The following is a 26,336-nucleotide window of genomic DNA, read 5'->3' as shown; positions in this document are numbered from 1 at the left end:
TATGGAGGAATCCTCCGACTTCCGCACACTCAAGATTCTGGATCGCTTTCGTCCGCTCATCGCTAGAACAGGGGCGGATTATGATGTGCTGCGCCTGATTTTACGAGTGAAGTTCCAGATGGATCAACGCAGAGTACCTACCATTTTGTCCAACAATTCAGGGAAAAAAGATCGCAAGGAAGGTAATCAGTTTCTTCGTTCCCTGTGGTTGTATGGATTAATGGGACTGATGATGGTTCCCTTCATCGTCTGGGATACGGGGCATTTCATGCTTCAGATGGGACTTGTGTTTGGCATCTTAATGTTTATGATCATGACGTCCATGATCTCGGATTTTTCCTCCGTGCTGCTGGACATTCGGGATCGCAATATCATTATGACGAAGCCCGTTAATGGGCGAACGGTGGGGATGGCCCGAGCCATCCACGCAGGCGTTTATCTGCTATTGCTGACGGGTTCATTAACCGGTATACCGTTAATTGCCGCGTTGGTGACGCATGGAATCGGATTCTTTCTGATTTTCCTCGTAGAACTGATTCTAATCAATATGCTGATTCTGGTGACAACGTCCCTGATCTATCTGTTCATGATGAGGTTTCTGGATGGAGAGAAGCTGAAGGATATGATCAACATGGTGCAGATTCTGCTCTCGGTGGGGATTGCAATCGGTTATCAGCTGGTCATCCGTTCGTTCAGCATCATTGACTTTGGTATGGTATTTACTCCGGCATGGTGGCAGTTGCTGTTGCCTCCGTTATGGTATGCGGCGGCATATGAATGGTTATTTGCAGGGGGCGGTAATGTGTGGATCTATACGTTCACAGCATTGGCAGTCCTGGTTCCGGTGGTGAGTCTGATCGTATATGTGAAGCTTATGCCTGCCTTTGAATTGTATTTGGAAAAAATGGCACATTCGGGTCAGTCCTCTGGACGCAGACGCGGAAGATGGGATCGGTTGATCTCCAAGGTGGTCAGTCGTTCCAGAGAGGAACAAGCTTGCTTCCGTCTATCAGCCAGCATGATGCGTAATGAACGGGAATTTAAGCTGAAGGTGTATCCATCACTTGGTTTATCATTTGTTTTACCTTATGTATTTTGGTTTACTGAATTGCAATCTTCTAGTTGGGCGGAGTTTAGACAAAGTTCGTTTGTATACACCTTTTACATCGTACTGATGCTGGTTGTAACGGTGGTGGTCATGCTAAAATTCTCGGGACAATATAAGGCGTTCTGGACCTTCCGCGCTGCACCGATGGCGAATGATAGCGCGTTATATAAAGGCGCTCTGAAGGCTTTCTTATGCAACATGTTCCTGCCTATATTTCTGGCAAATACCATTTTGTTTACCTGGACATTTGGATCACGGATACTGCCGGATATTGCGATAATCTTGTTGACGGCTACTGCGCTTGTCCCACTGGCAGGCAAATTGTTGCTGCGTAAGCCGCCGTTTTCTCAATCCTTCAGTGTAGCGCAGCAAAGTGATGGCTGGTATGTATTTGCCGCCCTCCCTGTGCTTGCCATGCTATGGGGTGTCCATGTCTTTTTCCGTTCCGTGTCGGGGGGCGTATGGATATATGGTGCGCTACTGATCGTAGCGAATGTGTTGCTATGGACGCTGCTGTATCGGGAGAAGAAGGCACCGGGGAGAATCAAAGAATCAAAGTGATAAGAGATTAGAGATGAGAAGAACATAGTGATAAGAGCTTAGAAGGGCTAACCGGGACATTTATGTCTAGGTTAGCTCTTTTTGATAGAGATCTCCTGGTCCGCAGCGCTAACGAACCTAAGGCGCCTTATTCAGGGGAATCATCAGAAAATATATTCTAACGAATCTCAGGAACGCTATCCTTTCAAAAAGTAGCTTTTTACCTCGAAAAAGGACCAAATTAGGCAAAATAACGTGTCTGAAATTCGTTAGATATTAGAATCATGCTAAAAGGGGCGAATAGCGTGTATCAGGTTCGTTAGCATGGAGTAAAGCAGTGGAGGTTCTCTTTCGGCACGTCGGAATCCGTTGGAATGCAGTGAAGTCCATGATGAGTTCCAGATATGCTATAGCTTTTAACGTTAGAGGGTGGGGAATGTGTTGGCGGTATGAAGATACTCAGGTGGCAGAGTGGGGCGACCTATTTTTTATAGCCTGATCGGAGGATGAATTCCGCTAGCCGATCGGCTGCATCCGCTGTGGAGATCGCAGAATGCGCAGCTTCTGCGTATACCTTGCTTAGCGTGCCTGCAATCCCCGCCACCTTTTGGCGGATCAGGTCAGGCCCGGCGCCTTCCAGCTCGTAGGCGGTGGAGATGATTCCGCCTGCGTTGAGCACGTAATCAGGCGCGTACAGGATGCCGCGCGCCTGCATGCGGCCAACAACCAGCTGTCGTTCACTCAGCTGGTTGTTGGCCGCCCCGGCAACGATGGGCGGCCGCGGCTCCTCCCACCGTTGCCGGGCTCAGTACGCCCCCTAGGGCACAGGGGGCGAACACCTTGCAGTCAGCGGCGTGGATATGGGCCGGATCGGCCGAGATGGCGCCGCTGAACTGCACAAGGGCACGTTGTACACGCTCCGGTACAACGTCTGCCACAATGAGCCGTGCCCCGGCTGCATGCAGGTAACGGCACAGGGCATGCCCGACCTTGCCCAGTCCCTGGACAGCAACGGGAATGCCCTGCAAGGATGCAATGCCTTGCTGGCGCAGCGAGGTCACAATGCCGATGTGTACACCATAGGCGGTCATCTCGGCAGTGAAGTCATCCTGCGCCCCAAGTGAACCCGTGGTGTCCGTCACATGTGCGGTCTCCAGTCGGATCTGGTCCATGTCTGTCGACGTGGTACCCAGATCAAGACCGGTCACGTATCGTCCGTTCAGCCGCTCCAGACAACGACCCAGTGCGCGAAAGCGCTGAGCCCGCTTGGATACGTCCGTATCCAGGCTTTTATCTATACGATGAGCAACCTGATCGGCGACGACTTCCCGTTCCGTGGCAGCGGCTTTTTGCTGCTCTGCCTCTAGATCTCTAATGACCTGCTTACCACTAACAGACCCGCAACTACCATCATCCGGTGCCGCATCTTTCACAAAAGGCACATTCCATATGACCACTTTCCCGCCACCATACGGCAGTCCGGAGATTGCATTTTTGTACGTCATGCCTTTGGCAAGTTTCACGGCATCCCGAACAGCCTCTTCCTCGGACGCATACGTCCAGTAGCGGCATCCGCCCAGCGCAGGTCCAAGGGCCGTGCTGTGAATGGCAATGACTGCCCTCAATCCACTATCTGCATCATGGCAAAAAATGAGTTCCTCCATGCCTTCCCGCTCCATCTCCTGCCATAGCTGCATGACGGTACCCCCTTTTTGTTTTGACCCATCCATCCTGGTTCTGACCCGTTATCCTGTGCGATCGTGCTCGGCATAATGATGATACAGCATATTCACAGACCCCTGTTTTCGACCCTGGGACCTCCGCCGGGTTGATAATCGGTACAAACGGTTCTATAATGGCAGTTCCGGCATGCCGAAGAGCAGAAAATGCCTACGAATTGACATCCAACCGTTTAGAATGAGGGTATAACGTCCAATGATGGAGATAGAGCGAACGTACAGGAAGTAAAGATGAAACAAAATCGTCAAGTATATGCAGCAAAGGGCCGATTCCGTTGTGAGGGCCAGGAAAGAGGGATTACGATTGTTTAAAATATTGGTATTTATCTTTTTGATCCAGATTGTGTACGTATCGGCTTATACACTCCGGATGATTCTGACACTCAAAGGACAGAAATATATCGCCGCACTGATCAGCATGGGTGAGATTGTGATCTATGTGCTTGGTCTTAATCTGGTGCTCAAGTATCTGACCCAGCCTTCTGCCTTAATCGTGTACGCGGTGGGTTACGGACTTGGTGTGTTGCTCGGAGCCTGGATCGAAGAAAAGATTGCACTTGGTTACGTTACCGTTAAAGTAATCTGTAACCAAATGGGTGGCAACGTCGCGAATGCCCTACGTGATAAAGGATACGGCGTCACCGCATGGGTGGGCAGTGGACGCGATGGAGATCGGCTTGTGATGGAGATTCTGGCAAAACGTAAAAACCAGAAATTGCTCTATCAGACGATTCTTGATCTGGACCCCAAAGCATTTGTCATTACCGTAGAGCCCAAACAGTTCCATGGCGGCTTCTGGACACGTTCCATCAAAAAGTAAAATCGAGCAGGTCTGCAGCAGATGCAGTCCTGCTTTTTTGGTTTCATTTTATCCGACATCTCCTTGCTGCCACGATATATCCCTAAAACCTTACTTCCCAAGTTAACTCCGTACGATTCAAGGTTGGTTACAGTACAAATCCTTGCTACATCGGCATTTTCCGCCTGAATGTGAGATAGGGATTATTGTTGTAATCGCTTTCAACATTTACATTGAGAACATGTCCTTCGTAACCTGGTATGGCAGCGATGGACGAATGTAATCATCATATTTCGGGAGGAATGAATTCCATGAAAACTACATTTCGAAGCTGGTGCAGCGCAGCCTTGGCTCTAACATTGGGGCTAACATTATTGTCCGGACCGGCAAGTGTGCAGGCAGCGGGCAACGCAGACTACAATCTCACAGGCTTCTCCCAAGGGAACGCGGGCGGCGGGATCATCAGCGAATCGAACACAGCCACGTATAAGAAAGTGTATAATGCGACCGATCTGGCACTGGCTCTGAAAAAGAACTCCGGTGTCAAAGTTGTTGAGATCATGAACGATCTGAATCTGGGATGGAATGAAATTCCGAGTGCAGCGCAGACTTCTCCTTTTGCCAAGCATAATGATGCGCTGACGCATCCCGTATTGAAGCAGACAGGTGTCAGCAAGCTCACCATTGACGGTTTCAATGGACTCACGATTTTCTCCGCTAACGGCTCCAAAATCAAACACGCTGCGATCAGCGTAAAACGAAGCTCCAACGTCATCATCCGCAACCTGGAATTCGATGAGTTATGGGAATGGGATGAATCCACGAAAGGCGATTATGACAAGAACGATTGGGACTACATTACCCTGGAGGAGAACAGCAACGTATGGATTGATCACTGCACATTCAATAAAGCCTATGATGGACTCGTTGATTCGAAAAAAGGAACCAGCGGCGTGACCATCTCTTGGTCCCTCTTCAAAGGGGATGACGGCAGCTCGAACAGCTGGGTTACCCAGCAGATTAACGAATTGGAAGCGAACAAGGCTTCCTATCCCATGTACAACTACCTGCGCAGCAGTGCTGTAGGTCTCAGCAAAGCCGATATTATCGCCATCTCTGGACCGCAAAAGAAAGGACATTTGGTTGGTTCGACCAGCTTGGAGTCGGCTAATGCCAATCTGTCCATGACGCTACACCATAACTTGTACAAAGATATTCAGGACCGGATGCCGCGCCTGCGTGGAGGTAACGCACATGCGTATAACATCGTGATGGATTCGACAGGGGCACGTGCGGCTAAAGCCAAAATTACAACCGCGATGGCAACAGCGATTGCGTCCAAAGGCTATAAGTTCGATATTATTGGCAATGGGGCAATCTCTACGGAGAGCGGGGCCGTCTTGGTTGAGAAATCAGTCATTAAGGACGTGCTGTACCCTGTTCGCAACAATCAGACCGATCCGGCAGATCTAACGTATACTGGTAAAATCAGAGTGACCGATACCATGTATTCTTTGGATGGCAGCTCATTCCGTGGCAGCAGTGATACGTCTGGCAGTCCACTGGCGCCAATCCCGGCTGTGGTAAAATCATTCTCCTGGAACGGCTTCTCGACACTCCCATACAGCTACACTACGGATGATCCATCCACGCTGAATGCACGCCTCACGGCTTCCAATGGCGCCGGCTCAGGTAAACTGACTTGGTCCAAGGACAATTGGTTGAAGACAAGTTATTGATATCAGAGTAACCTATTGCTTTTACTTTCTTTATACAAGGAAAAGAGTACTCCTGCAGCTACGATAGCCGGGGGTGCTCTTTTTATATCATTTAGCTCCATATACAGTTTGGCGGCCGTTTGAAGAATGATTCCTTGTAAGCGTGTCTCATCTACAGCATGTTTTGGTATTCCGGGTGAACGTATAAATCTTTATTCATCTTCATTACCTATGTGACTAATTTATGACAAATTATCCATTTAAACAAGTTCGTCTTGTAATTTTACTTACCGGTAAATATAATTACTAGAATTGACCAATAAGGATGGTGAAGCAGCTTGGATGTATGGATATACTCCGCACTTACTCTTGTTTATTTGATACTTGTTGTTCGGATGGCCGTCGATTTTACCCAGAGGAAGCAATGGCTCACGTATTCCAGTTTTCAGCTATTCGTAGCGTTCAGTTTGGCATATGATAATGGAATTATTGCTCTAGGTAAGTTGATAGGGGAAGGGGAAATGTTAATCGTTCTTAGTAACCTTCGATTTTGGCTACATGCCTTCGCTACCCCTACCCTTGTTCTTGTTAGCTATCATATTTTGCGTAGTTCAGGTGCCAAGTTTGCAAATAGAAGTATAACGAGTGTGGCAGCATGGCTGATCACATTAGGTCTGGTTATCTACCAGATTGTAGGCTTTACTTTATCCGAGGTTGAAAATCTCAAGGTTATAGAAGAGTATGGAGTACTGAGATATATGGCAGAAGGTCATGGAGGTCCGCCGATGATGGTGATCATCGTTGGGATTGTTCTGTTAGTGGTTAGCCTGATCGTTCTTTTCAAACATAAATGGGTTTGGCTGTTTGTTGGAACTGCATTGTTGTTTGTAGGGCAATTAATCTCCCTGCCAGTGGAAACCGGAACTTTAACCAATGTGTATGAGCTGATCCTCATCCTCTCGATTTGGAGAACGACTACATTTTTGAGGGATTCAACAGATCGTCGCCGTCCTTAAGCCCCAATGCATCAGAAAAGACTGGCCACTAAGATACAGGCCAGTCATCTGTGTTCGTTTATTTAATTCTATAATTTAGACATCCATAGAATCTGATGAGGCAGACGCAGCACTCACCGATTCACGATAGATAATATTGCCTTTCACGTGTACACGGCCAAAACTGCGGTTCGGGTTGTCGATCTTTTTGAGCATGGACTGAACTGCGGTACGCGCCATCTGTTCCACATCCACTTCGACGGTTGTCAGCTTGGGATCGGAGAGCATGGCATAGATATCATTATCAAAACCAACAACAGAGCATTGGCCGGGCACCTGAATATCCATGGAAGTCAGTTTCTGAACAAGCAGATGAGCGACCTGATCACAGTTGCATACAAAAGCCGTTGGCAGCTGTTCCGGCAGATCAATCTCAATAAACGTACCCCGTTCATCCCGATCATTCAGAACCAGTTCCGGATTCATCGGCAACCGATGCTCCAGCAAGGATTTGTAATACCCGAGGAATCGATCCTGGATGCTGCTCGTGGAATACAGGTTCCCTACATAAGCAATGTTACGATGGCCCTGCTGAACCAGATAGTTCGTCAGCTCATAGGCAGCGTAGAAGTTATCGGTAACGACGGAATCGATATCCGAATGTTCATCGTAGAAGTCGAGAAACATTTTGGGAACTTCCATTGATCGTACCAGTTCAATATACTCTTTGCTGATCTGTCCGAGCACGATGAAACCATCGACCTTGTTGTCGCTGTACAGCTTGGGCAGTGTTAATTCTTCTTCATCCTCCACATTCAGAATGTGCAGAATGCCGTAGTAGCCCTGTTCCTCCAGATGTTTGGTGATGCGTTGGAACACGCGTACATAGAACGACTGCGTAGGTCCGGTAAAACGCTCCGGAATAATTACGCCAATATTATGGGTTAAGCCTTCCTTCATCGAACGGGCAGCGGCATTATATCGATAGCCCATTTCGACAGCAAGCACTTTAATTTTTTCCTTTAATTCGCCACTCACGCCATCTTTATCATTCAATGCTTTCGAGACGGTCACACTGCTGACCCCGAGCCTGTCGGCGATATCCCGCATGGTGATATTGTTCTTCAGTATGGTCGCCTCCTTCAAGCCGGTATAGGCACAATGTGCTGTCACTATGATGAACACTTTCTTCCAACATAATAACAATCCATATCAGTATACATCGTTACCCACTTGGAATAAAGCCATTCTGGCTGTTGTTTCGCTAATTTTCAGCACATTGCAGGTTTCCCTCAGAGGACGTTCTACCGATGTTACGTTAATTGTTTCTGTAAAAGCTTCTCATTCTGTTCAATCAGCTGACCCCGCTGGCTGGTACAGTCCAGGGAACGATATGGATCGGCCGGTGTATTGAACGTATAATCGACCAGTTTCTCCAGAGTCGTTGTTGCTACATGACAGCGGGTATCACTGGATGCGTAATAGATAAAGACTTCTTCTTTCTCATTGACCACAGCACCGTTGCAGAAAATAACATTGGACACATCGCCTACACGCTCGTCGTCATAAGGGGCAATGAAGTGGCCGCCCGGCTTGGCAATCACACGCGTCGGATCATTCAGATCCGTAGCGAATGTGTATAAAACGTAACGCAGGCCTGCTGCGGTATTCCGAACCCCGTGAGCAATGTGAATCCAGCCACGATCCGTCTTGAGCGGAGCAGGGCCTTGGCCGTTTTTGACCTCATATACCGTATGATATTGCCGTTCATCAATAACCGTCTCTTCATGAATGACCGGGTTCAATATGTCCTCACACAGGCCGAAGGCGATTCCGCCGCCACTGCCAGTCGAGATGAATCCATCCTGTGGACGGGTGTAGAAGGCATACTTTCCATCCACGAATTCCGGGTGCAATACGACATTGCGCTGTTGAGGGGAATTCGTTGTGATGTTGGGCAACCGTTCCCAGCTTGTGAGATCGCGTGTACGAACCAGTCCTGCCTGTGCCACTGCGCTGGATGTATCAAATGCAGGAGCCTCTGGGTCTTTGCGTTCCGAGCAATAGATGCCATAGATCCAGCCATCTTCATGTTGAACGAGGCGCATATCATACTGATTGGTTTCATCCGCATCGATATCATCCCAAACCAATGGTTTACCCGTGAAACGGAACCCGTCAATTCCATTGTCACTCTCGGCGAGCGCAAAGATTGATTTACGATCCAATCCTTCCGTACGAATAACCATGATGTATTTGCCATTGAAATAGATGGCTCCCGGATTCAGCGTTGCGTTAATGCCCAGGCGTTCCATGAAATGCGGGTTCGTCGTCTCATCCAGATCGAATCTCCAATGCAGCGGTACATGATGACGAGTGATTACCGGATATTGGTACCGATCGTATATGCCGTTGTAGAAGGAAGAATTGATCTCATTAGGGCGAGTAAGCAGCTGCTCCTGTTTCTCCAGTAACTCCTTGTATTTCGGGTGTATCATTCTGATCCCATCCTCTCAATTAGTTCAATACAGAATCTGCTATTGTGATACGGGCATTTCCACGGTCCGGCAATTTCGCTCTGATCCGGTGTGCCGTTCCCATCAACCGACCAGTACCATTCCCCACCAGCGCGCTGATCAAGGATGTTTTCTTTGGTATAGGTCCACAAGCGTTCCACTCTCTCCAGAAACAGTGGATCACCTGTACGCTGATATGCATTATAGAACCCGACCATCGCCTCGGCCTGAACCCACCAAATTCGCTTCTCATCGATATGTTCACCTTCTTGTTCATTAAGCAGGGAACCATCTGCATTCACGGCCACATTGGAGATGTTATAGGCGATATCTGTAACCATCGCCGCATACTCCGGATGTTGTTCCAGCCCCAGCACTTTCAGTGCTTCGTCGATCAGCCAGCTGGCTTCAATGTCATGTCCGAACGAGCGCAGGTCAATGATGGATTCCCACTGTTTGTTGAAAAATACCCCGAGAAACTTGGTGTCTTGGTCATACACCCGTTCATACAGAATTCCGAGCAGGCGTTCCAGCGCCGCCTTCACTTGTTGATCCGGCCACACGCGATAGAGCGTGGTGTAGGCCTCCAGCACATGGATATGCGTATTCATTGTGTAATTCGCAATAACCCCGTTTTCGCTCAGCATCTCATTGGGCTGTTCGTTCCATGTGCGATCAAATTGTTCTTTGTACGCAGGTAGTTCGGTATCCAAACCTTTGTCCTCGATTAGAGCAAAAAGCGTTTTCGCAAGTTCCAATGCAGAAGCATCCCCGGTAGCACGGTAGTACTCACTGAGTGAATACACGCCAAATGATTGCGTATACACATGTTTGCTCGTGTCCAGCGCTTCCCCTGTGTAATCTACCATCCAGTACATACCGCCATATTCGGTATCCATCACATGGTCAGCGAGAAAACGATAGGCATGCGCCGCGTGATCGCGCCATCTTTCGTTTCCGGTAACCCGATAGGCTGCTGCAAAAGACCATAATTGCCGTGCCGTGGCGATCCCGCCTTTGGGGGCCTGCGGATTCACCTGAAGATCATTGCCGACCCAGCCGTAGAATCCACCGTGGGTTGTATCTTTAAGGTTGGACCAGAAGGGTAAAATCTGCTTCTCCCAATGCGTCTTAATCTCAGATTGAAGTTCGGTTGTTTTTGTATTCATAAGTGAGCACTCCTTCAGAATGTTACATCAATCACATTTCATTAAGTTAACGGTAACTTTACTAAACAATATTAGTGCTCTGAAAAACAGATGTCAACGAAATGCATCGCAATTTTTCTTGTTAAGTTATAAATAATTTAATTGACAGGTAAGCGTTACCATAATAGAATTCATTTTGTAACCTTAACGATAACTTAATTAACTTAAGAGAGGGGTCGAAACAATTGAGAAAAAACAAAGGTTGGATGATGTTGCTGACGATGCTACTCATCACTTCACTACTTGCTGCATGTTCATCTGGAGGTGGATCTTCGCAGGCAGGGGAGGAGATCAGTACAGATCCGGCAGATATCAAGGGTGAAATTACCGTCCTTACACAACGTACAGATATTGTTGATACCGTATTCAAAGATTACGCTGCTGAGTTCAATAAGGAATACCCTGATGTCAAAGTGAACTTCCAGGCACTGGCCGACTATGAAGGCCAAGTGAAAATCCGTATGAGCACCAAGGATTACGGTGACGTCCTGATGATCCCGACCAGCGTTCCGATCGCGGATATCCCGGACTTTTTCGAGCCGCTTGGCACGTACGATGAATTGAAAGACAAATACACCGCCATTGAAGAACGTATGGTAGATGGCCAGGTATATGGTATCCCTACGGTCATCACGTTCTCCGGCATTATCTATAACAAACAGGTCTTCAAAGACGCAGGCATTACCGAATTGCCAAAAACACCGGAGCAATTCCAGGCTGCGCTTCAATTGGTCAAAGACAATACTGACGCAGTTCCGCTCTACACCAACTATGCATCCGGCTGGGCTCTCACCCAATGGGAATCGGATCTGCCAACCGTTGCAGGCAGCGTGGACTACGTGAACGTAGACCAACCGAATACAGATGAAAACTTTGTGCCTGGTCAGCCGCACTATGAACTATATAAAGTGCTCTATGATGCAGCCAAGAACGGTCTAATCGAGAAAGATCCAACAACAACCGACTGGGAAAGCTCCAAGGCTGATCTTGCCAAAGGCAAAATTGCCACGATGGCACTTGGTTCTTGGGCGATCACACAGATCCAGGGTATGACGGATACACCGGACGACATTGGATTCCTTCCTTTCCCTACGAATGCAAGTGAGGTTGTGGTTCCGCTCTCCGCGGACTATAACATCGGCATGAACGTGAACAGCGAGAACAAACCTGCTGCGAAAGCCTGGATTGACTGGTTCCTGGCGAAGTCGAACTACGCAGTTGAACAAGGCGGCGGTATGGATGCAGACAAGAATGCTGAATTGCCACCCATTTTGGATCAATATAAAGACGTGAAATTCTCCACACTTACACCTGCCAAAGAAGGCCAGGAAGGTCTCGTTGATAAGATCGATAACGAAGGTGAAATCGGCCTCTGGCAGCCTGACTTCAAGAAACGCATTATCGAAGCAGGTATCGGTAACCGCAAGGAATCGTATGACGACATCATGAAGGACCTGAACGACAAGTGGGTCAAAGCACGGGCAGAACTCACGAAATAATTAGAGTAACGTGAGTGGATCAGGCGATGAATGGACTGCGGGGAATAGGAATCTATTTATGAATGGAGCATGGAGCATATGGTATTTGAAAGCAGGATGCCCATGCTCTCCCCCGGCAGTTATTCCGCAGGAATTCCATTGGACGGGAGTCTTTCGATATATAGGCGGGTGAACCGCTTGGAGGTGTGGAGAGCATGAAGTACTTAAAGATTTCGAATTGGGGTTACTCAGCGCAACGCATATTTATCATCTGTGCCTTCTCAATTATTCCGTTGGCGTTGCTGTTCACGTTTGCATACTTACCTGTCATCAACATGTTCAAATACAGTTTTACCGATTGGAACGGATACAGCAAAAGGTTCGATTATGTTGGGTTTGAGAACTATACGCGCATCTTCAATGATCCCGAATACTTCAAAGTATTCATTGTCAGCTTGTACTACTTTGTGGCTACGTTCGTACAGATGGGCTTGGCACTCTACTTTGCCACGATTCTGAGTTTCAAAGTCCGAGGCAAAAACTTCTTCAAAGGCATATTGTTCTTCCCTTATTTGCTGAATGGGGTAGCCATCGGTTTTATCTTCCTCTTTTTCTTCAAACCGGACGGTACACTCGATATGCTCATGCATGCTGTAGGACTAAGACAATACACGCAGCTCTGGCTCGGTAATCCGAATATTATCAATGTGTCACTTGCAGGCGCATCGGTATGGAGATACATGGGCTTCAACTTTATCATTTTCCTGGGAGCGATCTCCTCCATTCCGAAGGATGTGTATGAAGCATCGGATATTGACGGGGCCAACCGCTGGCAGCAATTCCGCCATATCATTCTGCCGAGTATAACGCGCATCCTGCAGCTTAACTTGATCTTGGCCATTAGCGGCGCAATTAGTGCGTTCGATATTCCATATATCATGACCGATGGTTCCAACGGCAGTATGACATTTGTCATCCAAACGGTTCACTTGGCATTTAAATATGGCAAGCTGGGACTGGCATCCGCCATGGCTGTGGTGCTGCTCATGATCGTTATTCTCGTTACGCTCGTGCAGCGCGTCACCATGAAAGGGGAGGAATAAACGTGACACAACTCAAATACACCCTTGCGAGCGTGGTTAAATATGCTTCCCTTATTCTTGCAGCGTTTATCGCACTGTTACCGATCGTGGTCATCCTGTTTGCATCACTCAAAACGAATGCGGAATACGCCACCAGCAGCCCGCTTGCTCCACCGGCCAATTGGCTGAACTTTGCGAACTATGCGAAGGCTTTTGTGGATGGCAATATGCTGGTCGGTTTCAAAAATACAATTATTATCCTGGTCATCTCCATTATAGGAGCGACTTTAACCGGTTCCATGATTGCATATGTACTGGATCGGTTCAAATTCAAAGGCAAGAAAATCATGGTCGCGGCATTCCTGCTCGCTACCCTGATTCCAAGTGTTACGACACAGGTCGCCACATTCCAGATCATCAACGCACTCGACCTGTTCAACACACGCTGGGCGGCCATCGTGATGTACCTGGGCACAGATATCATCGCGGTTTATATCTTCCTGCAGTTCCTTGGCTCCATCTCAAGTGCACTGGATGAATCCGCCATGCTGGACGGCGCTTCGTACTTCACGATCTACTGGAAAATCATTCTGCCACTGCTGAAACCGGCCATTGTAACGGTCATTATCGTGAAGGGTGTGAACATCTATAACGACTTCTACACACCGTTCCTGTACATGCCGAAGACCGATTTACAGGTCATATCCACCGCCTTGTTCAAATTCAAGGGACCGTTCGGATCGCAGTGGGAGGTCATCAGCGCCGGCATCATGATCGCCATTATTCCAACCATGATCATCTTCCTGTTGTTACAGAAGTACATCTACAACGGCTTCGCGCAAGGCTCAGTTAAATAAAAAAACGAAAGGCTCTATGAAATGCATATGAGAATGCACAGGAACGAAGAGGACAGAAAAAAGCTGGAGAAACGGAGGGGACGCTAAAAGCTTTCTGAAAGAAAGCTCGCTCCGTAAGCATACGCTATCCCTGGATTTTCCCCTTTTATAAGGGGATCAAAAAAATCTGGGGATAACAGCGATCGGAAGGTTGTTCTGTCATCAAAGTGGTCTAGTGCAATTTTAAGTATTCATTTCATAAAGCCTAACCGAAGGGAGAAATGAAAAATGTCAGTTGCTGAAACGAAAAACGTACACATTGTTGGGGATGCTTTGCCGAATATCCCGTGGGAAGCCAAGCCGGAGGGAACGGAAGGCCCGGTATGGAGACACTCGGCGAACCCCGTGGTTCCGCGTAACCCTGTCAAAGGCGTTGCCCGTATTTTCAACAGTGCCGTTATTCCCTATGAAGGGAAGTTCATCGGGGTATTCCGCGCCGAAACCGTTAATGGCCGTCCGCATCTGCACATGGGTGCAAGCGAAGATGGCCTGGAGTGGACAATTGAAGAGGAACGCATTGCATTTGTAGATGAAAATGGCGATCCGTTTATGCCGAACTATGCGTACGACCCACGTCTGGTCAAAGTCGAGGATACGTATTACATCATCTGGTGTACTGATTTTTACGGCGCAGCACTTGGTCTAGCGAAGACGGACGACTTCAAAACGTTTGTCCGCCTCGAAAATCCAATGCTACCATTCAACCGTAATGGCGTGTTGTTCCCGCGCAAAATCAACGATAACTATGTGATGTTGTCCAGACCAAGTGACAGTGGACATACCCCATTCGGAGACATTTTCCTGAGTGAAAGCCCCGATCTCGTGTACTGGGGCAAGCACCGTCATGTGATGAGCAAAGGCGGCCAAGGCTGGTGGCAATCGGTCAAAATTGGCGGCGGGCCCGCTCCGATCGAAACGTCTGAAGGCTGGCTGATGTTCTACCATGGCGTAACTGGAACCTGTAACGGTTTGGTATATAGCATGGGGGCAGTTATTCTGGATCTGGATGAGCCGTCCAAAGTAAAATATCGTTCTTCCAACTTCGTACTGACACCGGAAAAATGGTATGAAGAACAAGGCTTCGTTGATAATGTCATCTTCCCATGCGCAACACTGCATGATGCCGATACCGGACGTATCGCTATCTATTACGGCGCTGCCGACACGTATGTGGGCGTCGCTTACACGACCATCGAAGAAATCGTGAACTATGTGATCGAGACGGACGAAGTCATCGCTGGTGATCACGAGGAAGGCAAGCTGTAATGCATATGGAGTATATCAAGGGATTTACATTTGGCTGGATGAGTGGCAGGGGAGACTTCCGCAAGCCGGAAGCAAAGGAATCCTTGCGTCTGATGGCTGAACGTACAGGCAGTTCTCATGTTATTTTTGCACTGGCGGCACATCAGGATCATCCGCAGGCGGTAGAAGTAAAGTATCGGGGTGCACATCTGGTGGAGGATGATGAACTGGTGGACATGATTCGCTATGCCCGTACACTCGGGCTGCGTGTCATTCTGAAACCAACCGTCAACTGTACCGATGGCACATGGCGTGCACATATTAACTTTTTTGATATCGATGTGCCGTGTGAGCCGAAGTGGAAGGATTGGTTCCGCAGCTACACGGCATTTCAGAAACATTATGCAGCGATTGCAGAGCAGGAACAGTGTGAGATGTTCATCGTAGGCTGTGAGATGGTGCAATCCGAGCGTCGGGATGAAGAGTGGCGTGAGGTGATCGCCGCTGTGCGTGAAGTGTACACGGGACTGGTGTCATACAACACGGACAAATATCAGGAAGGCCATGTGAACTGGTGGGATGCTGTGGACGTCATCTCTTCCAGTGGTTATTATCCCATCGGAAATTGGGAGGCGCAGCTGGATCGAATTGAGCAGGCGATTGCTCCCTACGGCAAACCTTTCTTCTTCGCAGAAGCAGGCTGTCCCAGCCGCAGTGGATCAGCCCAGGTACCAAACGATTGGGGACTGGAAGGCGAAGTGAATGCGGAAGAACAAGAGCGTTTCTATGAGGCGATGTTCCGGCATGTCAGTCAGCGTCATTGGGTACGTGGATTCGGTCTGTGGGATTGGAGCGCACATCTGCACGCGGAGAAGGATGCGCTGACCGATGACGGATATGGAGTTTACGGCAAGCCAGCGGAGCAGGTGATTCGTCGGTTCTATGAGGGCATCACTGTAGAAGTTTAAACGAGAAACAAGAAGGCGTATATGAAGCTGGATTTCAGTAATATATCTGCATATGTACTTTCGTGATTTCCATGCTGTGAGCAAGGAATAGCAGATTATTGTTGAACTTATTTTTGCAGTTATGATTCATGTTCAGATCGAGAGGCTCTTCCTCCTACAGGAAGGGCTTTTTTGGCATATTTAGTAGTGATACATACAATGTCGAATTTTGTTGACAAAAGGAGGGCTCCTGCCTATTCTTAATGGATGAATATGATAATCATTATCATAAAATAGAGAAAAGGGGTTCAACATCCATGTCTGTACAACATCGCAAATCTTCGGCCCTCACGCTGGCAACTATGCTCTTGTTGCTATTCGTTATCGTGGGTTGCAGCAATACAGGAAGTGGAGATAAATCCTCATCTGCGGCTTCGGATCAGACTTCAACGAAGTCGATTACGATGTCATGGCCACGTGATATCGGTACAATGAATCCGCACACGTACAATCCTTCGCAATTATTTGCCCAATCCATGCTCTATGAGCCACTGATCAGTTACCAGAAGGACGGAAAACTGGAACCTGCTCTGGCAGAATCATGGACCATCTCCGATGACGGCAAAGTATATACATTCAAGCTTCGCCAAGGTGTGAAATTCTCAGATGGTACGCCATTTAATGCTGAGATTGTGAAAAAGAATTTTGACGCTGTAATGAAAAATAAAGATACACATAGCTGGTTGGGCATTGTAGGTGTGCTCGACAAGACCGAGGTTGTGGACGATCAGACTTTCCGCATGACACTCACAGAGCCTTATTATCCTGTTCTTCAGGACTTATCTGTAGTTCGTCCTTTCCGCTTCCTGGGTGAAGCCGGATTCCCGGATGACGGAGATACATCCCAAGGCATCAAAGAGCCGGTTGGAACGGGCCCGTGGATGCTGGCTGAATACAAGCAGGACGAATATGCCGTCTTCAAGCGTAACCCGAACTATTGGGGAACAGCACCGAAGGTAGATCAGATTACGGTCAAAATCATTCCTGACGGTGAAACCCGTGTACTCGCTTTTGAAAAAGGCGATCTCGACTTGATCTATGGTGAAGGTGTGATCAGTCTGGATGCGTTCCAACAACTGCGTGACAATGATGAATATGTGACCCAATTGTCTGATCCGGTAGGCACTCGCAGCTTGCTGCTGAACTCTTCCAATCCGAAGCTGTCCGATGTCAGAGTACGGATGGCGCTTCAGCAAGGGTTTAATAAACAGGCGATGGTGGAAGGTGTTACTTCCGGTTTGGAAGAACCAGCCGATAGCGTACTGTCCAAAAACTATCCGTACACGAATGTAGACTTGGAACCGATCACGTATGACGTTGAGAAATCCAAAGCTTTACTGGATGAAGCGGGCTGGAAGTTACCGGCTGGTGGTACGGTTCGTGAGAAAGACGGTCAGCAGCTTGATTTTGAGATGATTTTTGATAAAACGGACCCGATTCAGAAAGCGATGGCTGAGACCATTCAGGCGGAATGGAGCGAGCTTGGGGTTAAAGTAAACCTCACTGGGCTGGAACTGACGGTTCAGATCAAACGTTTGAAAGCCAATGATTTCGACCTGTATTTCTGGTACAACTATGGCGCTCCGTATGATCCGCATTCCTTCATTAACGTTGTGGCGAGCCCTGGATTCGGAATTTCCGAGACCTTGAGTGCGTTGCCGATGAAAAAGGAACTGGACGATCAGGTGCATGCAGCACTGTCTTCCACAGACGAGACGAAACGCCAGGAGCTGTATGGCTCCATCCTGAAAACACTTCAGGAGCAATCGGCGATTGTACCGATCTCTTATATCAAGAAAACGGCTGTATATCAGAAGAAAATCTCCAACTTTATTTTCCCTGCGAATCGTGATGAAAATCCGTTTGTAGGCATTGAATTGGGCAATCAGTAAGTCGTAATTACTTTAATTTCGGAAGTGGTAAGGCCTTGGAAAGGTCATGTTGCTTGATAAAAGGAGGAACGTTTGGTGATCAGTTATATCGGTAAACGAATGATCGCGATCATTCCTATCGTATTTATCGCTACACTCGTTACCTTTGCGCTTATTCATATTTCACCGGTTGATCCGGCCGAGGCTTATCTAACAGCCGCTCATATCTATCCAACACCGGAGTTGCTTGCGCAAAAGCGGCATGAGTTCGGCCTGGACCAGCCTTTGTTAACCCAATATGCGCATACGATTCAGAAGATTGCCAAGCTCGACTTCGGCACCTCGTATCTCACCAACAAACCCGTATGGGATGAAGTGAAATTAAGGCTTCCGGCTACGGCTGAACTGGCCTTCTGGAGTATGTTGTTATCGGCTTTGGTGAGTATTCCATTGGGAATACTGGCGGCGGTGTACAAGAATAGCTGGATTGACATGGTCAGCCGTGCGATTTCCTATTTTGGAGCATCTATTCCGCAGTTCTGGCTCGGTTACCTGCTGATCTTCTTTTTCTCAGTGAAATTGGACTGGCTACCTGTGGAGGGGCGTGGATCGTGGGAGAATCTGGTTCTGCCTACGATTACACTTTCCTTGATTCTTATTGCGGTCTACACCCGATTGTTGCGTTCCAGTGTACTGGAGCAATTGCAGGAGACGTATGTACAGTACGCGAGAACACGCGGGATTCGCGAACGAGTCATTATGCTGAAACATGTGCTGAAGATCGCCATATCGCCCCTTATTACGGGGATGGGGATGAGTATGGGCAAGCTGCTCACAGGCACCATTATTGTGGAGCAGGTATTTTCCTGGCCGGGGTTCGGACGATACTTTGTCGATGCGATATTTAACCGGGATATTCCCGTTATTCAATGTTATGTCTTCCTGGCGGCCTGCCTGTTCATCGTATGCAATCTGCTCGTTGATCTGGTGCAGCTCGTTATGGACCCACGGATTTCAGCGAAAGGACGGGCAGAACATTGATAAACAAATGGCGTGCGGTATTTAAAGGACAGAGAGCCATCCAGATATGCTCGGTGATCCTATTGCTTTTCTTCGTGATCGCGTTATTAGCTCCATGGATTGCTCCTCATGACCCTGTGAAGGTGAATCTGTTGCAGAAGCTGGCGAGTCCATCGCTTGAGCATTGGCTGGGAACGGATCATCTGGGACGCGACAATCTCACCAGGCTGATGTATGGCGCGCGGGTGTCGCTTGGATTTGCTACCCTGATCTTTCTATCTTCTTTGCTCATAGGTGTTATTGTAGGTTCAATCTCCGGTTACCTTGGTGGCTGGGTGGACAGTCTGTTGATGCGCTTGTGTGAAGGCATTATGGCGTTTCCGAATCTGGTGCTGGTGCTCGGTATTGTGGGGATTTTTGGTCCAGGTCTGATGCAGGTGCTTCTGGCCCTCATGATGGTGCAGTGGGTGTACTATGCACGTATCTGCCGGAACATGGTCGTTAGTCTGAAGGAACGGAACTTCATCGCGGCGGCGCGGATTAGCGGCTCCTCTTCGTGGACCATTATTCGCAAACATATCATCCCCAACGTGCAACGTCCGATCGTTGTGATGGGCACGTTGGAGATGGGGTGGGCGATTATGGATATATCCGCTCTGTCCTTCTTGGGGCTTGGTATTCAACCCCCGAATGCAGAGTGGGGCGCCATGATTCATGAAGGAACGGGTTATATTCGCAGTCATCCGGAGTTGATGATCTACCCCGGTGTATTGATTCTGCTGGTAGTCATTACGTTCAACATTTTGGGTGAAGCGTTATCCGAGCGTTATGGCATTGCAAAAAGGTAGTGGTTCGGAACCAAAGGCATATGGAGGTGAACGTAACGATGGATGATGCAGCGAAGGTACTCGAAGTTCGTGGTCTGCAAGTGAATCTTAGAACAGCGGAGGGTTCAGTCCCGTTACTTGCGCCCATTAATTTCGAATTAAAAAAAGGTCGTGTCTTCGGTCTGGTCGGCGAGAGTGGCAGTGGCAAGACCGTTATGTGTAACGCGCTGCTCCATCTGCTTGATCCGCGCAGGATGGAGGTAACGGGCAGCATCCGTCTGAATGGACGGGAGCTTGGCTCGTTGTCAGGTGAGGAGATGCGGCGCATCCGGGGCAAGGAAATCGGATTTATTATGCAGAATCCGATGAATGCTTTTACACCCGTGTATACGATTGGATCTCAATTCATTGAAACCTTGCTTACGCATACGGGAATGTCGAAAGCAGCAGCCCGGGAGCGGGCCATTGCTGCCTTGGCAGATATGAACCTGCCCGAACCAGCTAAACTTATGAAGCGGTATCCCTTCCAACTGAGTGGAGGTATGTTGCAACGGGTGATGATCGCCATATCGATGTGCCTGCGACCGGCTTTGGTTATTGCTGATGAACCAACGACGGCACTGGATGTCGTGAATCAGTTCAAGGTGCTTCAGGAATTAGATCGGCTACGTACCGAATACGGGACCTCCATTTTGCTCATCTCCCACGATCTGGGTGTGATCTCGCAAATGGCGGATGAAGTCGCGGTCATGCAGAAGGGTCGAATTGTGGAGCAGGCGGATGTGTACCAACTGTTCGATCACCCGCAGCATGAGTATACACGAATGTTGTTAAATGCCAGGCCCAGTATGTCTTTGGGACGATAGCGAATGGCAGATGAGATGAATCGTTCAATGAATGTATGTGTAGAACGGGTATGAACTGTATTTTGAGTGGGTAGGCGTAGGGGTGGAATGGACATGGTAATGTGTAATTTCGTCTTCTTCCGAGATTGCTTCTGCCAAGTACAAAAGAGGAGGATGACCTGATGCTTCAGGTACGTGAGGTAAGCCATAGCTATGGCAAACGTAATTGGCTGGATCGTTCGGGAGCGCGTCCTCCTGTGCTGGCAGACATCTCGCTTACGATTGAAAAGGGTGTTTGTCTGGGACTGCTGGGTACAAGTGGGGCAGGTAAAAGTACTTTGGGTAAAATCATCCTTGGTCTGGAGAAGCCCAGCCAGGGTCAGGTTTTATTTCAAGGTCAGGATATCTACCGATCCAGCAAACCCGTACTTAAGGGATTACGGCGTGATCTGCAGGTCGTGTTCCAGGACTGTTATTCGGCTGTGAATCCGCTTATGACTGCCGCGCAGATCATCGGGGAGCCGTTGGATAATTACGAGCGTTTGTCGGCAAAAGAACAACTTCGTGTGGTTGGACAATTGCTTGAGCAGGTCGGACTTACACCAGAGGATGGGAGCAAGCTTCCGCACCAGTTCAGCGGTGGGCAATTACAGCGCGTCAACATCGCACGAGCCATCGCGCTCAAGCCGAAGTTAATCGTACTGGACGAATCGATTAGCAGCCTGGATATGGTGCACCAGACGCAAATCTTATCCTTATTGGCGGAGCTCAGAGCGTCCTACGGGTTGTCGTACCTTTTTATCACGCATGACATTCGTGCCGCCATGACGATCTGTGACCGCGTTGCCGTAATGGATCAGGGGAAGTTGGTCTATAGCGGTGATGCCGGCGATTCGGTAATGCAGTCGGATCATCCGGCTGTGCAGCAACTGGTAACATCTATTTTGCCTGAGCATCCATCGGGTCGTATTTCGTTTGGGTAATGTCTTGTTTGTATTGTTGCGGATCGTGTACATGACGCGTCCACGGTTCGTTACATTGCAGATCTGTAGGATTTGAAGCTAATAGCGTATGCAAGGTTCGTTAGACCATAACGAACGCAACAAAGGGGTGCCCCGTCTTAAACATGACGTAGCGACATCCCTTTTTGTATAGAATAGGCAGTTTTCTTTCTTAACCCATCTTCCGCCCAAGCTGTTCGATCTTATCCAACCAATTCTTTCTCTGTTCATCTGACTTCTTCCCAACTTGATCTACAGTTGTTATCCGCACAGGTTTGATACCAGTCAGTGCAAATGTGGAGATCTTCATCATTTTATGTGCGGGCTCACCTTGGAACCATTTGAAGTACCAGCTCGGACCATCCATCGTGGTGATCATGCGAGCGGTGCGGCCTTTGAGCAGTTGATCCGGGAAAGGTTTTCCTTTTTGATACTTGAAAGCGTAACCTGGCATGAAGATTCGGTCAACGAAACCTTTCAACAGGGCAGGCGGTCCTCCCCACCAGATTGGGAACACCCATACCAGATGCTCGGCCCACTTGATTGCTTCTTGTGCTTGTAGCAAATCTGGTTCAAGTGGAAGTTTATTACGATATCCTCCTTCCAGATTCATGTTGAATGCCAACTCGTTCAGGGTGATCATGCGAACGTCTGCGCCAGCTTGCACCGCACCTTTGCGGTAAGCCTCGGCGAGTGCGCCGTTGTAACTGGGAGAGACGGGATTGCCTTGAATAATTAATATTTTCTTCATGGAAGATGACACGTCCTGACTATTTTAGTTAATGAACACTAACCTCATGTGCAAAAAGAAAAGGTCACGTATGACCCGGTAATCCATTTGTATATCCTGATGGTATGTTGACGATTCTCTTTAGAAGTTATTCAACAAGTCCGCTTTTGATTCCAAGTCATACCTAGTGGCATCATCCGCATCGGAATATGGGATTCAGCCGAGATAAGCGGATGTTTACGAAGGTTGTTTGCTTCGGAAACAATGTAGTTGCTCACGTCGTTTTCCCTACGCTCCGCTACTCCATTTCTAGCTTCATCCCATCTCCCTCACTACTCCTGAGGTACGTTTCCCAACATTGATGCAAGTCGGTGAACCGTCTCCCCAGTGTAGGGTACCAACAACTCTGGTAACTCACCTTGCATACTCGAGACCGCCATACGTGTAATCGCACCGATAATCAGGACGGCAGTGAGCCTCGAATCCTGCTGAGGCAGTTCGCCCCGCATCATTCCCTGATCAATCAGATCCATTAACGCATCCAACGGCTGACGGTAATCCTCGCTGCTTCCAGCTTCAATGAATATTTCATGATTCTGTGAAATCAGCAGCAGCCCGTAGGGATCTTCATCATGCAGATGGAGAACCTCGGTCACCAGTTGCTTGAAGCGTTCCAGCACCGGACCTTCTCGTCGAACATACCCATCAATTAGTGAAGTATAGTCGACACAGTATTGGGTGAAGGCTTCTAGGGCAACGGCATCTTTGTTTTTAAAATGTTTGTAGATCGCCGCATCGGTTACTCCGGCGGCGTCACCGATCTCTTTGACGGATATGCCGTCTACGCCTTTGGTTGCGAACAAGCGCATCGCCGCTTGTACGATATCTTTCTTTTTGCTATCCACATGAGGTTTGTTCTTCATGAATTTATAGTAAGTGATTACTAACTAAAATGCAACAAGTACTTTTGAACCTTTGATTTGATACGCTGAATAAGCGCTTACGACCAAAGCTTGCAGGCTTGTGAGCGGCAACGTATGATGGATAGAAATCAACATCGGAGCAGCAGGAAGGACGAAATGGATGGTGGCTAGCGTGAACGAAGAGTTGGATGCATGCAGTTGGGTGACGCCCGAAGGGATGCTGAATGATTACTATATAACAAGCCGCGAACAGTTGTATCAAGGAATGAACGGACGATATGTGGAGCGATTCACTGTTCCTACCGGTGAAAGTTATATTTTCAAACCACTGACGAATCCTGCACAGCATGGACGGGAACGATGGATGTACGAGCGTGTGATGTCTGGTCTACCTCCAATCTATCCGCAACTCATTGCAGCATCGGATCTTACCATTGCTCCAGCACAGAGCTGGATGATCTACGAGGATCTGGGGCAACTGGTGCATGATTCGCAAGAAGCGACGATGCTCGGCGCAGCGGCACATATGGCGGCGTGGCATGCGCTACCTGTTACGAATTGGAGCGAACTGCCTCGCGTGGGTCAGAAACCGTCCATTCGCACAATGTTGGATGAGTTGCAAATGCATAGGCAATCTAATGATGAACTGTTATCCAGACTGGATATGCAGCTGTCCGAATCCGATTGGGACAAGATCTCCAGGTGGATCCTCACGGCAGAGGAAGAACTTCCTACTGTTTTGTGTCACGGAGACCTGCATCCCGGTAACATGGCGGAGGTGGACGGCAGACTGGTCATCTTGGATTGGGAGCATGCCCATCTGAATACGCCACTGTGGGATATATATCACCTAGTTGATCTCTCGCATCCGCTGTTTCCCAGAACGGTTACGCCTGCATTGCGAGAGCGGGTCATGGATGTTTATTTGGAAAAACTGGGGAGCCTGGGCATGCAGATTGAACGGGTTTCTTTTGCAGAATGGTACGACGCCTATGCTATTGTATTTTCACTCTGGATGCTGCGTTTAATTGATGGTGACCTGAGAAGTGAGGAATGTGTGTGGCCGAAGGAACAGTTGCGTAACCAGTGGCATGAGACGGCAGCAACGCTTGAACAGTGCATGAAGCACATGGCTGAGGAATAGAAATGAGGGGTGAGAAGCTTGCGTAAAGTCGGACTTGTTATGCGTAAAATTCAATTCACAGAAGCTCAGGGGCCACGCGTATTTGCGGATCGGCTGAAGCAGATTGGTCTGGAGCTGGGCGTGGATATTGTGTTCATTTCGCCGGAGCGTCATGTCAGCGGATACGACTGGTTGCCGGGTTATGAGCATGAGAAAGGTGACCTGGTGAACTACGATATCGTGCTGGACCAGATTCATAGCCAAAATATAGAGCATGTTATCTACACCGTATCCGGGTTTACGTTTTTGAAGATGTTCTTACCAAAGAGTGTATTATTTCCGCACAGTTTCCCCGATCCCGCGCTAACGGGATATGAGATGATGAAGCCATTTTATACGATGGTGGATAAAGCAATTGTGCAAACCGAGTTTTTGAAAACAGAACTGGGTCGCAATTTCGGTGTACATGACGTGAACGTCATCCCGATTGGCTTTAGCGAAGAGCTGGCGAACCGGCACTATGATCCGAGTCAGGTTGTGCATAATCGGGTGCTTTGGATCGGTCGGGATGAGGCGAATCGTCGCCCGGATCTAGTTTTGGAATATGCGCGGCAGAACCCGGACAAGGAAGTATATATGGTGTTTGGCGGTGTACGCTATAAGGAAACCATGAAGAAGTACGACATTCCTGCCAACGTGAAGCTGAAGTTTGCTCTCACGCAGGATGAGATATTTACGTTGATGAACTCATCCAAGGTGTATTGGAACTGTTCGGCCTTTGATACGTTTGCGATGCCGCTGACGGAAGCGATGGCAATGGGCAAAATGGTCGTGAAACCGGAGCATGCTTGCTACGGTCACATTCGATCCACGCATGCCTTTGCAGGCAACGAGGATAACTGGTTTGAACTGGTGAACATGGCTGCGGCTGCGTCGCGCAGTGTGTCAGAAGACAACCGGGAGTATGCGTTTGGTGCTTTTTCGCGCACGAAGATGAAAGAAGGGTACCGGAACTTTTTCTCAGATTGGTTGAAGTAACGTAAGGTCTGTAACAAAGGGCTTAATCCATCCAGCAACAGGAGGGGAACCTTATGGAAGTACTGATCTTGTGGACATTGGCAATGTGGGCGGTGCAGCTGCTGATTGAATGGCTTATTTACCGGTTGCAAGGACGGCGAATGACGTGGGTTCAATATATATTGCCATGTGTGGCCTTGCTTGGCGGTGCCGTTGTAATCATGATCAGCATCGATATTGGCGGGTGGAACGGCATCGGATATGCCCTGCTCGGCGCATCACTGGGTACCGCGGGAATGTTAACACTCATTACGGTGGCGATCAGGGATGTAATGCTTCGGCGACGAGGCAGGAACTAGATCGAGCAATAAAGCTACTGTGGAATAAGGATGAATTGGGCGATGGGATGGTTGCAGGAATGCATTCGTCTGTGATATATTGACATTAATTATGACTAGGGAGGTGAAGACAGGTGAATCACGAGATGCTTAACAACCGTATTAGCCAGCTGCCGATTGCTATGGCTGGCATTGTTCATACTTTTCTGACCAACGGGAGAAGTCTGTCCAATTTTGAATATACGGAAGTTAACATTTGCGAGAAGATGCCTGCCTTGACCTCATTCGGACGATAAGCGATATTGCTTGA

General features: G+C 48.4%; 25 protein-coding genes. 18 read left to right on the top strand and 7 right to left on the bottom strand.

Features of this window, described 5'->3' with window-relative positions; all coding sequences use genetic code 11:
* Position 1 precedes the first annotated feature (1 nt).
* Positions 2–1,669 carry a hypothetical protein gene (locus tag NYE45_RS28790; protein WP_340014908.1) on the top strand — a complete coding sequence of 556 codons (1,668 nt, stop codon included), beginning with the start codon at positions 2–4 and terminating at the stop codon, positions 1,667–1,669.
* A gap of 460 nt (positions 1,670–2,129) precedes the next feature.
* On the opposite strand, the gene NYE45_RS28785 is transcribed toward NYE45_RS28790, so the two are convergent.
* Together NYE45_RS28785 and NYE45_RS28780 are read right to left on the bottom strand one after the other, a co-directional pair.
* The gene (locus NYE45_RS28785) at positions 2,130–2,327 is read right to left on the bottom strand and encodes a hypothetical protein (protein WP_340014907.1); all 198 of its coding nucleotides are present in this window, start codon (positions 2,325–2,327) and stop codon (positions 2,130–2,132) included.
* Positions 2,328–2,385: 58 nt separating this feature from the next.
* Positions 2,386–3,345, bottom strand: a complete 960-nt coding sequence (locus tag NYE45_RS28780) for a Glu/Leu/Phe/Val dehydrogenase dimerization domain-containing protein (RefSeq protein WP_340014906.1) — start codon at positions 3,343–3,345, stop codon at positions 2,386–2,388.
* A gap of 346 nt (positions 3,346–3,691) precedes the next feature.
* Here NYE45_RS28780 and NYE45_RS28775 point away from each other — a divergent pair, with 346 nt between their 5' ends.
* The 3 genes from NYE45_RS28775 to NYE45_RS28765 all read left to right on the top strand — a co-directional run bounded on the left by NYE45_RS28775 (position 3,692) and on the right by NYE45_RS28765 (position 6,920).
* The gene (locus tag NYE45_RS28775) at positions 3,692–4,207 is read left to right on the top strand and encodes a DUF2179 domain-containing protein (protein WP_062836740.1); all 516 of its coding nucleotides are present in this window, start codon (positions 3,692–3,694) and stop codon (positions 4,205–4,207) included.
* A 290-nt stretch (positions 4,208–4,497) separates the two neighbouring features.
* A complete protein-coding gene (locus NYE45_RS28770) occupies positions 4,498–5,925 on the top strand; it encodes a hypothetical protein (protein WP_340014905.1) in 1,428 nt (475 codons plus the stop codon).
* A 317-nt stretch (positions 5,926–6,242) separates the two neighbouring features.
* On the top strand, positions 6,243–6,920 hold the full coding sequence (locus NYE45_RS28765; protein ID WP_340014904.1) for a hypothetical protein: 678 nt from the start codon (positions 6,243–6,245) through the stop codon (positions 6,918–6,920).
* A 75-nt stretch (positions 6,921–6,995) separates the two neighbouring features.
* On the opposite strand, the gene NYE45_RS28760 is transcribed toward NYE45_RS28765, so the two are convergent.
* The 3 genes from NYE45_RS28760 to NYE45_RS28750 all read right to left on the bottom strand — a co-directional run bounded on the left by NYE45_RS28760 (position 6,996) and on the right by NYE45_RS28750 (position 10,584).
* Positions 6,996–8,072: a substrate-binding domain-containing protein gene (locus tag NYE45_RS28760; protein WP_340014903.1), complete on the bottom strand. Its 1,077-nt coding sequence runs from the start codon at positions 8,070–8,072 to the stop codon at positions 6,996–6,998.
* Between the two features lie 140 nt (positions 8,073–8,212).
* Entirely contained in the window at positions 8,213–9,397 is a 1,185-nt protein-coding gene (locus NYE45_RS28755; protein ID WP_340014902.1) for a glycosidase, read from the bottom strand.
* Complete coding sequence (locus tag NYE45_RS28750; RefSeq protein WP_340014901.1) at positions 9,394–10,584, bottom strand: AGE family epimerase/isomerase; 1,191 nt, start codon at positions 10,582–10,584, stop codon at positions 9,394–9,396. Before NYE45_RS28750 ends, NYE45_RS28755 begins: the two co-directional genes overlap by 4 nt.
* A gap of 224 nt (positions 10,585–10,808) precedes the next feature.
* Between NYE45_RS28750 and NYE45_RS28745 the strand changes: the two genes are divergently transcribed.
* The 10 genes from NYE45_RS28745 (at position 10,809) to nikE (ending at position 21,877) form a co-directional block, all read left to right on the top strand.
* Positions 10,809–12,122: an extracellular solute-binding protein gene (locus NYE45_RS28745; RefSeq protein ID WP_062836745.1), complete on the top strand. Its 1,314-nt coding sequence runs from the start codon at positions 10,809–10,811 to the stop codon at positions 12,120–12,122.
* A 194-nt stretch (positions 12,123–12,316) separates the two neighbouring features.
* Entirely contained in the window at positions 12,317–13,204 is an 888-nt protein-coding gene (locus NYE45_RS28740; protein ID WP_340014900.1) for a sugar ABC transporter permease, read from the top strand.
* Positions 13,205–13,206: 2 nt separating this feature from the next.
* Entirely contained in the window at positions 13,207–14,040 is an 834-nt protein-coding gene (locus tag NYE45_RS28735) for a carbohydrate ABC transporter permease (protein ID WP_169479960.1), read from the top strand.
* Between the two features lie 267 nt (positions 14,041–14,307).
* Positions 14,308–15,345, top strand: a complete 1,038-nt coding sequence (locus tag NYE45_RS28730; protein WP_340014899.1) for a glycoside hydrolase family 130 protein — start codon at positions 14,308–14,310, stop codon at positions 15,343–15,345.
* 5 nt (positions 15,346–15,350) lie between these two features.
* Entirely contained in the window at positions 15,351–16,292 is a 942-nt protein-coding gene (locus tag NYE45_RS28725; RefSeq protein WP_340014898.1) for a 1,4-beta-xylanase, read from the top strand.
* 296 nt (positions 16,293–16,588) lie between these two features.
* Positions 16,589–18,223 (top strand): nickel ABC transporter substrate-binding protein, encoded by a 1,635-nt coding sequence (nikA, locus tag NYE45_RS28720; protein ID WP_340014897.1) that lies wholly within the window; start codon positions 16,589–16,591, stop codon positions 18,221–18,223.
* Between the two features lie 75 nt (positions 18,224–18,298).
* Positions 18,299–19,243, top strand: coding sequence for a nickel ABC transporter permease subunit NikB (nikB, locus tag NYE45_RS28715; protein ID WP_340014896.1), 945 nt, complete (start codon positions 18,299–18,301; stop codon positions 19,241–19,243).
* On the top strand, positions 19,240–20,070 hold the full coding sequence (gene nikC / locus NYE45_RS28710) for a nickel ABC transporter permease subunit NikC (RefSeq protein WP_340014895.1): 831 nt from the start codon (positions 19,240–19,242) through the stop codon (positions 20,068–20,070). Before nikB ends, nikC begins: the two co-directional genes overlap by 4 nt.
* 38 nt (positions 20,071–20,108) lie before the next feature.
* Positions 20,109–20,915: an ABC transporter ATP-binding protein gene (locus NYE45_RS28705; protein ID WP_340017452.1), complete on the top strand. Its 807-nt coding sequence runs from the start codon at positions 20,109–20,111 to the stop codon at positions 20,913–20,915.
* Positions 20,916–21,076: 161 nt separating this feature from the next.
* Positions 21,077–21,877: a nickel import ATP-binding protein NikE gene (gene nikE, locus NYE45_RS28700; RefSeq protein WP_340014893.1), complete on the top strand. Its 801-nt coding sequence runs from the start codon at positions 21,077–21,079 to the stop codon at positions 21,875–21,877.
* A gap of 190 nt (positions 21,878–22,067) precedes the next feature.
* Here the strand turns inward: nikE and NYE45_RS28695 are convergent, their stop codons facing one another.
* Together NYE45_RS28695 and NYE45_RS28690 are read right to left on the bottom strand one after the other, a co-directional pair.
* On the bottom strand, positions 22,068–22,646 hold the full coding sequence (locus NYE45_RS28695; protein WP_076251861.1) for an NAD(P)H-dependent oxidoreductase: 579 nt from the start codon (positions 22,644–22,646) through the stop codon (positions 22,068–22,070).
* Positions 22,647–22,957: 311 nt separating this feature from the next.
* Positions 22,958–23,548 (bottom strand): TetR/AcrR family transcriptional regulator, encoded by a 591-nt coding sequence (locus NYE45_RS28690; protein ID WP_340014892.1) that lies wholly within the window; start codon positions 23,546–23,548, stop codon positions 22,958–22,960.
* 163 nt (positions 23,549–23,711) lie between these two features.
* Between NYE45_RS28690 and NYE45_RS28685 the strand changes: the two genes are divergently transcribed.
* The 4 genes from NYE45_RS28685 (at position 23,712) to NYE45_RS28670 (ending at position 26,322) form a co-directional block, all read left to right on the top strand.
* On the top strand, positions 23,712–24,692 hold the full coding sequence (locus NYE45_RS28685; protein ID WP_340014891.1) for an aminoglycoside phosphotransferase family protein: 981 nt from the start codon (positions 23,712–23,714) through the stop codon (positions 24,690–24,692).
* 18 nt (positions 24,693–24,710) lie between these two features.
* Positions 24,711–25,709, top strand: coding sequence for a glycosyltransferase (locus tag NYE45_RS28680; protein WP_340014890.1), 999 nt, complete (start codon positions 24,711–24,713; stop codon positions 25,707–25,709).
* 53 nt (positions 25,710–25,762) lie between these two features.
* The gene (locus tag NYE45_RS28675) at positions 25,763–26,047 is read left to right on the top strand and encodes a hypothetical protein (RefSeq protein WP_340014888.1); all 285 of its coding nucleotides are present in this window, start codon (positions 25,763–25,765) and stop codon (positions 26,045–26,047) included.
* Positions 26,048–26,160: 113 nt separating this feature from the next.
* Complete coding sequence (locus NYE45_RS28670) at positions 26,161–26,322, top strand: hypothetical protein (protein ID WP_017691697.1); 162 nt, start codon at positions 26,161–26,163, stop codon at positions 26,320–26,322.
* Positions 26,323–26,336: the final 14 nt, after the last annotated feature.

It is taken from the genome of Paenibacillus sp. FSL K6-1318, from assembly GCF_037976905.1.
GTDB lineage: Bacteria > Bacillota > Bacilli > Paenibacillales > Paenibacillaceae > Paenibacillus > Paenibacillus amylolyticus_A.
This window is presented reverse-complemented; position numbering and strand designations above follow the sequence as displayed.

Excerpts from the sequence above, each read along its gene's own strand:
- NYE45_RS28790 (WP_340014908.1), top strand. The coding sequence starts at position 2 with ATGGAGGAATCCTCCGACTTCCGCACACTCAAGATTCTGGATCGCTTT.
- NYE45_RS28780 (WP_340014906.1), bottom strand. The coding sequence starts at position 3,345 with ATGCAGCTATGGCAGGAGATGGAGCGGGAAGGCATGGAGGAACTCATT.
- NYE45_RS28770 (WP_340014905.1), top strand. The coding sequence starts at position 4,498 with ATGAAAACTACATTTCGAAGCTGGTGCAGCGCAGCCTTGGCTCTAACA.
- NYE45_RS28755 (WP_340014902.1), bottom strand. The coding sequence starts at position 9,397 with ATGATACACCCGAAATACAAGGAGTTACTGGAGAAACAGGAGCAGCTG.
- NYE45_RS28750 (WP_340014901.1), bottom strand. The coding sequence starts at position 10,584 with ATGAATACAAAAACAACCGAACTTCAATCTGAGATTAAGACGCATTGG.
- NYE45_RS28740 (WP_340014900.1), top strand. The coding sequence starts at position 12,317 with ATGAAGTACTTAAAGATTTCGAATTGGGGTTACTCAGCGCAACGCATA.
- NYE45_RS28730 (WP_340014899.1), top strand. The coding sequence starts at position 14,308 with ATGTCAGTTGCTGAAACGAAAAACGTACACATTGTTGGGGATGCTTTG.
- NYE45_RS28725 (WP_340014898.1), top strand. The coding sequence starts at position 15,351 with ATGGAGTATATCAAGGGATTTACATTTGGCTGGATGAGTGGCAGGGGA.
- nikA (WP_340014897.1), top strand. The coding sequence starts at position 16,589 with ATGTCTGTACAACATCGCAAATCTTCGGCCCTCACGCTGGCAACTATG.
- NYE45_RS28705 (WP_340017452.1), top strand. The coding sequence starts at position 20,109 with ATGGATGATGCAGCGAAGGTACTCGAAGTTCGTGGTCTGCAAGTGAAT.
- nikE (WP_340014893.1), top strand. The coding sequence starts at position 21,077 with ATGCTTCAGGTACGTGAGGTAAGCCATAGCTATGGCAAACGTAATTGG.
- NYE45_RS28695 (WP_076251861.1), bottom strand. The coding sequence starts at position 22,646 with ATGAAGAAAATATTAATTATTCAAGGCAATCCCGTCTCTCCCAGTTAC.
- NYE45_RS28690 (WP_340014892.1), bottom strand. The coding sequence starts at position 23,548 with ATGAAGAACAAACCTCATGTGGATAGCAAAAAGAAAGATATCGTACAA.
- NYE45_RS28675 (WP_340014888.1), top strand. The coding sequence starts at position 25,763 with ATGGAAGTACTGATCTTGTGGACATTGGCAATGTGGGCGGTGCAGCTG.